The sequence below is a fragment of the Bradyrhizobium sp. Y36 genome, from assembly GCF_002531575.1.
Taxonomy (GTDB): domain Bacteria; phylum Pseudomonadota; class Alphaproteobacteria; order Rhizobiales; family Xanthobacteraceae; genus Bradyrhizobium.
The window spans coordinates 46156-59055 of the sequence record NZ_NWTI01000025.1; the positions used below are offsets into that span (position 1 = coordinate 46156).

At 65.5% G+C, this 12900-nt stretch carries 10 protein-coding genes; 6 read left to right on the plus strand and 4 right to left on the minus strand.

Annotated elements, in window-relative coordinates; all coding sequences use genetic code 11:
* Nucleotides 1-96: 96 nt before the first annotated feature.
* The 4 genes from hpaD to hpaH all read right to left on the minus strand — a co-directional run bounded on the left by hpaD (nt 97) and on the right by hpaH (nt 3973).
* Complete coding sequence (gene hpaD, locus CO669_RS30515) at nt 97-1080, minus strand: 3,4-dihydroxyphenylacetate 2,3-dioxygenase (protein ID WP_097665632.1); 984 nt, start codon at nt 1078-1080, stop codon at nt 97-99.
* Nucleotides 1081-1204: 124 nt separating this feature from the next.
* On the minus strand, nt 1205-2743 hold the full coding sequence (gene hpaE / locus CO669_RS30520; RefSeq protein WP_097665633.1) for a 5-carboxymethyl-2-hydroxymuconate semialdehyde dehydrogenase: 1539 nt from the start codon (nt 2741-2743) through the stop codon (nt 1205-1207).
* Nucleotides 2736-3134 (minus strand): 5-carboxymethyl-2-hydroxymuconate Delta-isomerase, encoded by a 399-nt coding sequence (locus tag CO669_RS30525; RefSeq protein ID WP_097665637.1) that lies wholly within the window; start codon nt 3132-3134, stop codon nt 2736-2738. The genes hpaE and CO669_RS30525 overlap by 8 nt, the downstream gene beginning before the upstream one ends.
* 32 nt (nt 3135-3166) lie before the next feature.
* On the minus strand, nt 3167-3973 hold the full coding sequence (gene hpaH / locus CO669_RS30530) for a 2-oxo-hept-4-ene-1,7-dioate hydratase (protein ID WP_097665642.1): 807 nt from the start codon (nt 3971-3973) through the stop codon (nt 3167-3169).
* Nucleotides 3974-4084: 111 nt separating this feature from the next.
* Between hpaH and hpaR the strand changes: the two genes are divergently transcribed.
* From hpaR to CO669_RS30560, 6 genes are all read left to right on the plus strand, one after another.
* On the plus strand, nt 4085-4603 hold the full coding sequence (gene hpaR / locus CO669_RS30535; protein ID WP_097665646.1) for a homoprotocatechuate degradation operon regulator HpaR: 519 nt from the start codon (nt 4085-4087) through the stop codon (nt 4601-4603).
* Between the two features lie 252 nt (nt 4604-4855).
* Nucleotides 4856-5632 carry an HpcH/HpaI aldolase family protein gene (locus tag CO669_RS30540; RefSeq protein WP_097665648.1) on the plus strand — a complete coding sequence of 259 codons (777 nt, stop codon included), beginning with the start codon at nt 4856-4858 and terminating at the stop codon, nt 5630-5632.
* A gap of 170 nt (nt 5633-5802) precedes the next feature.
* The gene (locus CO669_RS30545; protein WP_097665649.1) at nt 5803-7326 is read left to right on the plus strand and encodes a UxaA family hydrolase; all 1524 of its coding nucleotides are present in this window, start codon (nt 5803-5805) and stop codon (nt 7324-7326) included.
* Between the two features lie 187 nt (nt 7327-7513).
* Nucleotides 7514-8035, plus strand: coding sequence for a PAS domain-containing protein (locus CO669_RS30550; protein WP_097665694.1), 522 nt, complete (start codon nt 7514-7516; stop codon nt 8033-8035).
* Entirely contained in the window at nt 8013-9317 is a 1305-nt protein-coding gene (locus tag CO669_RS30555) for a methyl-accepting chemotaxis protein (protein WP_198964343.1), read from the plus strand. The genes CO669_RS30550 and CO669_RS30555 overlap by 23 nt, the downstream gene beginning before the upstream one ends.
* A 288-nt stretch (nt 9318-9605) precedes the next feature.
* Nucleotides 9606-12875, plus strand: coding sequence for a transglutaminase family protein (locus CO669_RS30560; protein WP_097665651.1), 3270 nt, complete (start codon nt 9606-9608; stop codon nt 12873-12875).
* Nucleotides 12876-12900 lie beyond the last annotated feature (25 nt).

Below are 12900 nucleotides of genomic sequence, written 5' to 3' on the forward strand. Positions count from 1 at the left end.
CCCCGAACGACCAATCTTCGCAAAACTCCTCCCTGTGGTTATGGGTCCCTGCTTTCGCAGGGACGACAGGAAGAGAAGCTCGGCAGGTCATGGGCATCAGTCCGCGACCAGCACGTCGGCCACGAATTTCGGCTCGCGCACGGCCTGGCCGCTGAACGGCGAGCCCTGCTCGAACCAGGAGCGCGGGGCCGGGGCGCCCCACAGCGTCTGGCGGCGCGGATCGCGCAGCGACCAGCGCAGCGGCTCGTGGTCGTGATCGCCGGTAAAGTAGTCGCTGGTGTAGAGTTCGAGGCGGTGTCCATCGGGGTCGCGGACATAGAGGAAGAACGCGTTCGAGATGCCGTGGCGTCCCGGGCCGCGCTCGATGTTCTTCACGAACCCTTGCGAGGCCATGACGTCGCAGAGATGGATGATGTTCATCGCCGTCGGCGTCCAGTAGGCGAAATGGTGCAGGCGAGGGCCCTTGCCGTTGGTGATGGCGAAGTCGTGCACGTTGCCCTTGCGATGCATCCAGGCCGCGGCGATGCGTCCGTTTGGACCGTCCTCCTCGGCATATTCAGTGAGACGGAAGCCGAGCCGAGCATAGAAATCGACGGTGTCCTGCACCTCGGCGGCGAAGACGTTGAAATGATCCAGCCGCTGCGGATGACAGCCCCGATACAAATCGTAGCGGCGGAGCAGGTGCGGCCGTCGCTCCATCGACGCATAGAGCTCGATCTGGAAGCCGAAGGGATCAGTAAACTGCAGGGTGCGGCCCTGGAAGGGCTGGTCGACGAAGGCGTAGGAGAGGCCGTTCTCTGACAGGAACGCGGCGGCCTTGTCGAGGTCTTTGTCATTGCCCACCTTGAAGCCGAGCCGGGCGCACGCCGGCGCTGCCGCTTTGCGCAGCACCAGCGAGTGATGCTGATGCTCCTCGGCGGCGCGCAGGTACACGACCTTGTCGTCGGCATCCTCGACATGCAGGCCGACGGTGGTCTCGTAGAATTCGCGGCTCAGCTTCAAATCGGTGACGTCGAGCACGACATGGCTGGAGCGGATGATGTTGAACGGCGGCTCGAAGATGTGTTGCGGTACCGGCATTGCGTTTCCCCTCGGTCCTGTCATTCCGGGGCGGCTCGCAGAGCCGAACCCGGAATCCATCGTGCAGCAGAGTTGGTGGATGAATGGATTCCGGGCTCGCGACTTCGTCGCGCCCCGGAATGACTCAAATTCCCAGTTTTTGAATCTTGTGCGTGCCCCGCGCCAGCGAGACGTGCTTGGTTTCCATGTAGAAGTCGAACGAATAATCGCCGCCGTCGCGGCCGATGCCTGAGGCCTTCATGCCGCCGAACGGCGTCGGCAGATGGCGGACGTTTTCCGAGTTCAGCCAGATCATGCCGGCCTCCAGCGCGTCCGCGACGCGCAAGGCGCGGCCGACGTCGTTGGTCCAGACATAGCCGGTGAGGCCGTAGCGGGTGTCGTTGGCGATCTCGATCGCGTCAGCCTCGTCCTTGAACGGCAGCACGGTGAGGAAGGGGCCGAACACTTCCTCCTGCGCCACGCGCATCTTGCCGTGCGCGCCGGTGACCAGCGTCGGCTCGACATAATGTCCGCCGCCGGGGCCGTCATGGGTCTTGCCGCCGACCGCGATGGTTGCGCCGTCCTGGCGCGCGACGTCGAAATAGGAGCAGACTTTTGCCAGATGCCGCTCGTGGATCAGCGGCCCGATCTCGGTGGCGGGATCGAGGGGATGGCCGACCTTGAGCGCCTTCACGCGCGCGGTCAGCTTGTCCACGAATCTGTCCGCGATGCCTTGCTGAATCAGCAGTCGGCTCGACGAAGTGCAGCGCTCGCCGTTGAGCGAGTAGATCATGAACACGACCGCATCGAGCGCACGGTCGAGATCGGCGTCGTCGAACACGATCACGGGATTCTTGCCGCCGAGCTCGAAATGCACGCGCTTCAGGGTCGGCGCGCCCTGAATCATGATGGCCGAACCGGTCGCGCTTTCGCCGACGAAGCCGATCGCCTTGATGGCGGGATGCTCGGTCAGCGCCTTGCCGGCCTCTTCGCCGAAGCCGTGGACGGTGTTGAGCACGCCGTCGGGCACGCCGGCTTCCTTGACGAGCCTCGCCAGAATGGAAGCCGTCACCGGCGACCATTCGGCGGGCTTGTGCACGACGGTGCAGCCGGCCGCCAGCGCCGGGGCGATCTTCCAGGTCGAGAGCATGAACGGCGTGTTCCACGGCGTGATCACGCCGACAGGGCCGATCGGCACGCGCGTCGAGACGTTCCAGTGCTCGTCGCTGGGCGTGTTGAGGCCGTCTCTGGCTTCCGCGCATTTGTCGGCGAAGAAGCGGAAATTCTCGGCGGCACGGATCGCGGCCTTGGCCATGAAGCGGTAGGCCTGGCCGGTGTCGATGCATTCGAGCACGGCGATGTCGTCGGCATTGTCCTCGATGGCGTCGGCGACGCGGTGCAGAAGCTTGCGCCGCATCGCCGGGCCCATGTCGCGCCAGGATTTGAAGGCGAGCGCGGCGGCCGTTGCTGCCGCGTCGATATCCTCGGCGGTGCCGCGCGCGACGCTTGCGAGCGTTGTGCCGTCGACCGGTGATTTCGTTTCGAACGTCTCGCCGGAGATCGAGGCAACGGTCTTGCCGTCGATCATGTGACCGATGCCGTCGGCTCGCAGCGTCTTCAGGAGCCGGGCGACGCGGTCGCGGTTGGCCTGGAACACATCGGCTTTCGGGCTGGGCTTATCCATGGGCGGCTTCCGCTTTCAGGGCGTCGTGGATGTTGTTGCGCTTCCAGCTGGTGTCCTTGTCGTTGATCTGCATGTCGAACGACAGGGCGAACTTGCTGGCAGCGAAGACGGGATCGAGATGTCTTGAGAGCGCCTGGAAGATGTGCTCGCCGGCTTTCTGACGCGTGGGAAGGTCGCGGCCCTCGCCGATGCGCAGCACCATGTCGAGGAAGCCGTAGTCGTTCCGCGCGTCGGCGATCGCATAATGCTCGCAGCGGATGGCGCGCACGCGGATGCCGCCGAGCGGGAAGATGCCGGTCTCGACCGCCGCCTTGCGCACGACCTCGCACACCAGCTTCATGTCGAGACGGCTGTCGAGATTGGCCGAATATTCGATGGTGAAATGCGGCATCGCGGTTTCACTCCCTGTGTCGTCTCATTGCTTTACGCGAAGTAGCAGCTGACCGAGCCGTAGGCGCCATAGTCGGCTTGAATTGTGTCGCCCTTGCGGGTCTCGATCGGACGGATGAACGAGCCCGCGAGCACGACTTGCCCGGGCTCCAGCGCAAGGCCGAGCGGCGCGATCTTGTTGGCGAGCCAGGCCACGGCCGTCGCAGGATGATTGAGCACGCCGGCGGCAAGGCCGGTCTCCTCGAGCTGGCCGTTCTTGAAGCACAGCGCGCCGATCCAGCGCAGGTCGGCGTCGAGCGGGCGGATCGGCCGTCCCCCGAGCACGATGCCGGCATTCGCGGCATTGTCGGCGATGGTGTCGTAGATCTTGCGCGTTGCCTTGGTCTTGGGATCGACGCGCTCGATGCGGGTGTCCAAAATCTCCAGCGCCGGCACCACGAAGTCGGTGGCGTTGAGCACGTCGAACAGCGTGCAGTCGGGGCCTGCAAGGCGCTTGCTCATGACGAAGGCGAGCTCGGCCTCGACGCGCGTCGCGATGAAGCGCTCGGTCGGGACCAGGCCGCCATCGGAAAAGAACATGTCGTCGAGCAGCACGCCGGAGTCCGGCTCGTTGATATCGAGCGCGCTCTGCATCGCCTTCGAGGTCAGGCCGATCTTGTGGCCCTTGACGATGCGGCCCTCCGCGATCTTGACGTCGACCCAGGCCTTCTGAATCGCGTAGGCATCGGCGATGGAGATGTGGGGGAAGTCCTGCGAGAGCTGGCGAATCTGCGTGCGGGTCTTCTCCGCCTGGTGCAGACGCCGCGCGCAAGCTTGGATATCGTCGTTGGAAAGCGCCATTTGTGATCTTACAAATTGGGGTGCCGGGAGATACTTAACATGTTAAGTGAATGCGTCAAACACAATTCCGGCTTGCTGCACTGCAAACGTTTGGCGGCTTGAAAGGGCGTCATGGTGAAGAGACCGGCTGATCCTGCGAACGGAAGCGCCCCCGCCGCGCGGCAGGTGCCGATGCGCGATTTCTCGCGTTCGCTGCCGATGTCGCTGCTGCGGGCCCGCGAGGCGGTGATGCGGCAGTTTCGTCCTTCGCTGCGCGAGCACGGCTTGACCGAGCAGCAATGGCGCATCCTGCGCGCGCTGGCGGCGATCGAAGCGGTCGAGGTCACGGAACTGGCGCGCACCGCCTTCCTGCTCGGGCCGAGCCTGTCGCGCATCCTGCGCGATCTCGAGGCGCGTCATCTGGTCGAGCGCAAGACCGCGAAAGCCGATCAGCGACGCAGCATGGTCTCGATCTCGAAGGAGGGCGTGAAGCTGATGGCCTCGGTGGCGCCCACATCGGAAGCCATCTATGCCGAGATCACGCGGCGCTTCGGCGCGCGCAAGCTCGCCGAATTGCAGGACATGCTGGGCGCGCTCGAACAGAGTCTTGCAGAGCTCGGCGGCGCCGAAGAGGCAAGTTCCGAGGAGTGACAGCAGATATGCGCGTCCGGGTGACGCAAGCCATGGACATGAATGCGCATTTTCGCGCAAATAGTGACCCAGGCTGGCGGTCGATCAGGCGCCGATTCCCGGCGCCAGAAGGCGGCCGCATAGGCGTTGCGTCATTGCGAGCGTAGCGCGGCGGCCCGGTTCGCGGTAACAGCGGGGGCGTGCTGTCGCGGCGCTCGTCATGGTGACGAAGGTCCAATTAACACGGTCCAAACAACAAAGAAGGAAGGCAACGTGGCGAACAAGGTCAAGGAAATCTGGAAGTCGGGCAAGGCCGTGGTCAACGCGTGGCTCGCAATTCCCTCCGGCTTCTCGGCCGAGATGATCGCGCAATGCGGCTTCGACAGCGTCACCGTCGATATGCAGCATGGCGTGCAGGACTATCTCTCGATGGTGCAGTGCTTCCAGGCGATGGACAAGCATCCGGTCACCCCGATGGTCCGCGTGCCCTGGAACGAGCCCGGCATCATCGGCAAGGTGCTCGACGGCGGCGCCTATGGCGTGATCTGCCCGATGGTCAACACGCCGCAGGAAGCGAAGAACCTCGTCTCCTATGCCAAATATCCGCCGCAGGGCGTCCGTTCCAACGGCCCGATCCGCGCCGGCATGTACGGCACCGCCGGCTCCTATCAGAAGACGGCGAATGCCGACACGGTGCTGCTGCCGATGATGGAGACCCGGACCGCGGTCGAGAACATGGAAGCCATCCTCGACGTCGAGGGCATCGACGGCGTCTATATCGGCCCGTCCGATCTCGGCTTCTCCTACGGCCTCGAGCCCAAGCTCGATCGCTCGGAGCCCGAGATCCTCGCGATCTACGAGAAGATCATCAAGGAATGCGGCAAGCGCGGCCTCAACCCGGGCATTCATTGCAGCGGCGCGGAAGGCGCGGCGCGCGCCATCAACATGGGCTTCAAGCTGGTGACGCTCTCGAACGAGGTCGGCCTAATGACCACCTACGCCAAGATGCAGGTCAACGCGACCCGCAAGGATTCCGGCGGCAAGGCGTAATGCTCTTTCTGTGTCCCGGACGCGATGCAGCGCGCAGCGCTGCTGCGCAGAGCCGGGACCCAGAAGGCTGCGAAGTACATGACGTGACAACTGGGCCCCGGCTCGGCAGCGCACCGTTTCACGCTGCGCTGCGTCCGGGGCACGACACTTGAAGACCCAAGGAGACTCCCATGACCATCAGCCCCGTCATCCGCCTGCATCCCGATGATGGCGTGCTGATCGCGCGCGCCAGCCTGCCGCCGGGCACGGTCGTCGCCGACGGCGTCACCACGGTCGAGCGCATTCCCTCCGGCCACAAGGTCGCGATCAAGCCGTTCGCGGTGGGCGAGCCCGTCATCCGCTACGGCCAGATCATCGGCTTTGCGACCCAGGCCATCGCGCCGGGCCAGCACGTGCATGTGCAGAACATCGGCATGGGCGATTTCGCCAAGGACTATGCCTATTGCGCCGACGTCAAGCCGACGCCGAATTTCGATCTGCCGGCGACCTTCGAGGGCATCCGCCGCCCCGACGGCCGGGTCGCCACGCGCAACTATATCGGCATCCTCACCTCGGTGAATTGCAGCGCGCATGTCGCGAGCCTCGTCGCCGACGTCTTCAAGAAGAATCCCTTCACCGGCGACAATCCGCTGGCCGAATTCCCCAATGTCGACGGCGTGGTCGCGCTGACCCACAAGACCGGCTGCGGCATGACGCAGAACGAACCGCTGGCGCTGCTCCGCCGCACCCTCGGCGGCTATGCGCGGCACGTCAATTTCTCCCATGTCATCGTGCTTGGCCTCGGCTGCGAGGTGAACCAGATCGGCGGTCTCATGGAAGAGCAGAAGCTCGCCGGCCGCCTGCGCGCGATGGACATCCAGGAGGTCGGCGGCACCCGCAAGACCGTGGAGGCCGGCATCGCCTTCGTGCGCGAGGCGCTGGCCGACGCCAACAAGGTCAAGCGCGAATCCGTGCCGGCGAGCGAATTGACCGTGGCCCTGCAATGCGGCGGCTCCGACGGCTATTCCGGCGTGTCGGCCAACCCGGCGCTGGGTGCGGCCAGCGATCTCATCGTCCGCCACGGCGGCACCGTGATCCTGTCAGAGACGCCGGAGACCTATGGCGCAGAGCATCTGCTCACCCGCCGCGCCGTCAGCCGCGAGGTCGGCGAGAAGCTGGTCGACCTGATGCGCTGGTGGGACGAATACACGGCGCGGGAAGGTGCGGAGATGAACGCCAATCCGAGCCCGGGCAACAAGGCCGGCGGTCTCACCACCATCCTGGAGAAGTCGCTGGGGGCGATGGCGAAGGCCGGCACCACCAACCTCGTCGAGGTGCTGCGCTACGCCGAGCCCATCACCAAGAAGGGTTTCGTCTTCATGGACACGCCCGGTTACGACCCGGTCGCGGCGACCGGCCAGGTCGCCGGCGGCGCCAATCTCGTCTGCTTCACCACCGGCCGCGGCAGCGTGTTCGGCTGCAAGCCGGCGCCCTCGATCAAGCTTGCCACCAACACGCCGATGTACAAGCGCATGGAAGAGGACATGGACGTCAATTGCGGCACCATCCTCGAAGGCGAGGAGAGCGTGCAGGAGTGCGGCCAGCGCATCTTCGATCTCATTCTCAAGACGGCGTCGGGCCAGCCGACCAAGAGCGAGAGCTTTGATTTCGGCGGCGCCGAGTTCGCGCCCTGGGTGCTCGGCGCGACGATGTAGTCGCGCCCGGCGCAAATCGCTGCCGGGATCTGCAGCCCTCAAGGAGGGGGCTTACGTAACTTTACGGAGGTACCGCGTAGCCGCACGGGTTCCTTCGGTCACCTATGATTAATAGTTCCCGTCGTAATTCTTGAGTCACGCGGGCCACTCCTTCGAGGGCGCTGCCCTTCGACAGGATACGTCAACGATGACGCATGCGGTAAGGCCAAATGGCGTGGAAAATCTCCTCGGTGAGGAGGAGCTGATCGTCTCGAAGACCGATCTCAAGGGCCGCATCACCTACGCCAACGACGTGTTTCTTCGCATGGCGAAGTATCCCTGGAAGGAGCTGATGGGCGCGCCCCACAGCCTGATCCGCCATCCGGACATGCCGCGCTGCGTCTTCAAGCTGCTGTGGGATACGCTGCAGGCCAAGCAGGAAATCTTCGCCTACGTCGTCAATCTCGCCGCGGACGGCAGCCATTACTGGGTGTTCGCCCATGTCACCCCGACGCTGGACGATCGCGGCAACATCATCGGCTATCACTCCAATCGACGCAGGCCCGATCCGGCGCCGGTCGAGAAAATCAAACCGATCTACAAGGCGCTCTGCGCGGAAGAGGCTCGGCACGCCAATGCCAAGGAGGGCATGCGTGCAGGCTTCGACATGATGGTCGGTCTGCTCAAGCAAAACGGTGTCGGTTACGATGAATTTGTGCTCTCTCTCTAAGTCGCAGGGAGCGACTGCCGCCGCGTGTCTTCTCGCCGGCGTCGCGTTCGTGGTCTCGCTGCTCGGCGGAAGCGGAATCATCAGTGCAGCGCCGCTCGGTGCGGCGATCCTGCTGCTCGGCTACGCGCTCTGGTGCCAGCACCGTATGGCTGTGGCCGTCGACGAGGTCGCTGATGTCTGCCGCAAGGCGGCGCGCGGCGATCTTGAAGCGCGGATCCTGAGCGAGCGCCAGGCCGGGCGGATCGGCGCCATCCAGAAGTCGGTCAACGACATGCTCGACATCGCCGACGCCTTCGTCCGCGAGGCCTCGGCATCGATGGACTATGCCAGCCGCGGCAAGTATTTCCGCAAGATCCTCGCGCGCGGATTGCCCGGCTCGTTCCGCCGCTCGGCGACCGTCATCAACGCCGGCACCGACAGCCTCGGCCGCCGCGTGGTCGAGATCGGCGACCTTGCAAAGCAGTTCGGCACGCATCTCGACAAGGTTGCAGGCAGCCTCATGAGCGCAGCGGCCGACCTTGAATCCGACGCCGGCCAGATGGCGGCGGCGGCGGAGATGACGAACCGCCAGACCTCCGGCATGCGCAGCGCGTCCGATCAGGCCTCGAGCAATGTTGCGACGGTGGCGAGCGCGGCCGAACAGCTCGCATCCTCGATCGCCGAGATCAGCCGCCAGGTGGCCGGCTCGACCACGAGCACGGGGCGCGCCGTCGACGAGGCCAATCGTGCCGGCAATGAAATTCGCTCTCTCGCGGATGCCGCGATGCGGATCGGCGACGTCGTCAAGCTGATCAGCGAGATCGCCTCGCAGACCAACCTGCTGGCGCTCAACGCGACCATCGAGGCGGCGCGGGCAGGCGAGGCCGGCCGCGGCTTCGCGGTGGTGGCCTCCGAGGTCAAGAGCCTCGCCAACCAGACCGCGAAGGCGACCGAGGAGATCAGCGCCAAGGTCGGCGAGATGCAGCAATCGACCAGCACTTCGGTCGCCGCCGTCGAGGCGATCGCGCAGACCATTGCCGAGATCGACGGCATCACCGCGAGCATCGCGGCCTCGATCGAGCAGCAGGGCTCCGCGACGCGTGAGATCGCCCGCAACGTTCACGAAGCTACCGCCGGCACTTCGCAGGTCTCCTCCAATGTCAGCGGCATCAGTGACGCCGCCGCCGACACGGGCCGCGTCGCCAGCCGCGTCAACAGCGCCTCCGAGCGCGTCCACGGCGAGGTCGAGACGCTCCGCCGCGAAGTGACGCAGTTCCTGCAGCGGCTCACCACGGCGGCGTAGGGTTTTCGCAAATGCGCCGTGATGGCCGGGACAAGCCCGGCGATCACGCTGCTGCGCGGCCCATCACCAAAGGCAGAGCCGTAGGGTGGGCAAAGGCGCGCGCTTGCGTGCCGTGCCCACGAACTCTCACAAATCAGATACAGATCGTGGGCACGCTTCGCTTTGCCCACCCTACGATACTTTTCGGGTCGCCCGCACCTTACCTAGGCACGCTCTGCCCGTTGTTAGTGCTTGATCGCTTTGACATCAGGTGTTCTGCTCAAAAAAGCTGCTGGAGCACCGCACCCCGTGTCGATCTACGTCGCACTGCATCACGTCACGCACTACAAATACGACCGCCCGATCGATCTGGGACCGCAAACCATCCGCCTGCGCCCGGCGCCGCATACGCGCACGCCGATCCTGAGCTATTCGCTCAAGGTCACGCCATCCAACCATTTCGTGAACTGGCAGCAGGATCCGCAAGGCAACTGGCTCGCTCGCTACGTCTTCCCGGAGAAGACCACCGAGCTGAAGTTCGAGGTCGATTTCACGGCGCAGATGACCGTGGTCAACCCGTTCGACTTCTTCGTCGAGCCCTATGCCGACAGTTTTCCGTTCGACTATCCGAAAGATCTCAAGACGGAGCTTGCGCCGTACCTCGAGACGGTCAAGCCCGATCGCCTGTTTGCGAAATATCTCGATACGATCCCGCAGGAGGCGCCGAACACCGTCAACTTCCTGGTCGAGCTCAATCGCCAGCTCCAGAGCAGAATCCGCTACATCATCCGGATGGAGCCGGGCGTGCAGACGCCGGAGGAGACGCTCGCCTCGGGGGCCGGGTCATGCCGCGACTCCGCCTGGCTTCTGATCCAGACCTTCCGGCATCTCGGGCTCGCCGCGCGTTTCGTCTCCGGCTATCTGATCCAGATCCGCCCCGACATCGATCCGATCGAAGGGCCGCCGGAAGTGGAGAGCGACTTCACGGACCTGCACGCCTGGGCCGAGGTCTATCTGCCGGGCGCCGGCTGGATCGGCTTCGATGCGACCTCGGGCATGCTCGCGGGCGAGGGCCACATCCCGGTCGCCGCCACGCCGCATTATCGCTCGGCCGCGCCGATCTCCGGCGGGGCCGGCTTTGCCGAGGTCGAGTTCGCCTTTGACATGAGCGTTCGCCGCATCCGCGAGGCGCCGCGCATCACAAAACCCTTCTCCGACGACTCCTGGGCACGGCTCGACGATCTCGGCGAGCAGGTCGACGGCGATCTCGCGAGCGCCGACGTGCGGCTCACCATGGGCGGCGAGCCGACCTTCGTCTCTGTCGACGATCTCGAGGCGGCGGAGTGGAATACCGAAGCCGTCGGCCCGACCAAGCGCGCGCTGGGCGACGATCTGATCCGCCGCCTGCGCGATCGTTTCGCGCCCGGCGGTCTGCTGCATTACGGCCAGGGCAAATGGTATCCGGGCGAGAGCCTGCCGCGCTGGGCCTTCGGTCTCTACTGGCGCAAGGACGGCGTGCCGATCTGGAAGAATGCCGATCTCATCGCCAGGGTCGAAAATCCGCAGCCCGCCGCGGCGAAGGACGCCGAGGCCTTCATGGAGGGCACGGCACTGCGGCTCGGGCTCGATCCCGGCTACATCATGCCGGCCTATGAGGACACCGCGCTCTGGCTTCAGAAGGAAGCCGAGCTTCCGGCCAATGTCGATCCCTCCGATTCCAAATTGTCCGATCCGGAGGCGCGCGCGCGCATCGCGCGGGTGTTCGAGCAGGGCCTCGACAAGCCACGCGGCTTCGTGCTGCCGGTGCAGCGCTGGAACGCGCCGCCGCGCTGGCGCAGCGAGCGCTGGCAATTGCGGCGCAATCATCTGTTCCTGACGCCGGGCGATTCACCGCTCGGCCTGCGCCTGCCGATCGGTTCGCTCGGCTACGTCCCGCCCAACCAATATCCCTACATCGTCGAGCGGGACCCCTTGGAGCCGCGCGGCAAGCTGCCGGTGTTCACGCTCGCGGCGCGCCCGGAAGCGCCGCCGCGGGTCGCGCCCGAGCATCTCAACACGTCGGTCCCGGTCCGCACCGCGATGTCGGTCGAAGTCCGCGACGGCGTGATCTGTGCCTTCATGCCGCCGGTCGAGCGCATCGAGGATTATCTCGAGCTGGTCGCGGCGTTAGAGGCGACCGCCGAGGAGATGCAGCTCCGGGTCCATGTCGAGGGCTATCCGCCGCCGTTCGATCCGCGCATCGAGGTCATCAAGGTGACGCCCGACCCCGGTGTCATCGAGGTCAACATCCAGCCGGCAAAGAGTTGGCGCGATGCTGTCGAGATCACCACCGGTCTCTACGAGGACGCCGGAAAGGTGCGTCTCGGCGCCAACCGTTTCCTGGTCGACGGCCGCCACACCGGCACCGGCGGCGGCAATCACGTCGTGATCGGCGGCTCGAGCCCGCAGGACTCGCCGTTCCTGCGCCGGCCCGATCTGCTCAAGAGTCTCGTGCTGTACTGGCAGCGGCATCCCTCGCTGTCCTATTTCTTCTCCGGTCTCTTCATCGGCCCGACCAGCCAGGCGCCGCGCATTGACGAAGCCCGTCACGACAGCATCTACGAGCTCGAGATCGCGCTTTCGCACGTGCCGCCACCGGGCTATCAGGCGCCGCTGTGGCTGGTGGACCGGCTGTTCCGGCATCTGCTCGTCGACATCACCGGCAACACCCACCGCGCCGAGATCTGCATCGACAAGCTGTATTCGCCGGATGGTCCGACCGGCCGTCTCGGCCTCGTCGAATTCCGCGCGCTCGAAATGCCGCCCGACCCGCGCATGTCGCTGGCGCAGCAGCTTCTGATCCGGGCGCTGATCGCAAAGATGTGGCGCGAGCCGCAAGCCGGCAAGTTCGTGCGCTGGGGCACCGCACTGCACGACCGCTACATGCTGCCGCATTTCATCTGGGAGGATTTTCTCGACGTTCTCACCGAGCTGAAGCAGTTCGGCTATCCGTTCGAGGCGGAGTGGTATCTGGCCCAGCTCGAATTCCGCTTCCCCGCCTTCGGCCGCGTCCATCACGGCGGCGTGACGCTGGAGCTGCGGCAGGCGCTGGAGCCCTGGCACGTGCTGGGCGAGGAGGGCTCGGCCGGCGGCACCGTGCGCTATGTCGATAGCTCGGTCGAGCGGCTCCAGGTCAAGGCGGAGGGCTTCGTCGAGGGCCGCCACATCGTCACCTGCAACGGTCGCCGCCTGCCGATGACCTCGACCGGCCGCTCGGGCGAGGCGGTGGCCGGCGTCCGCTTCAAGGCCTGGCAGCCGGCCTCGGGCCTGCACCCGACCATTCCGGTCCACGCGCCGCTGACCTTTGACCTGATCGACAGCTGGAACGGCCGCTCGCTCGGCGGCTGCGTCTACCACGTCGCCCACCCCGGCGGGCGCAACTACGACACCAAGCCGGTCAACACCTACGAGGCCGAGGCGCGGCGGCTGGCGCGCTTCCAGGACCATGGCCATACGCCGGGCCCGATCCAGCCGCCCCCCGAGGAGCGCACAAATGAGTTCCCGCTGACCCTCGACTTGCGGACTCCGCTCCTGCAATGAGTATGATGGTGGGGCAGGGAGAGGC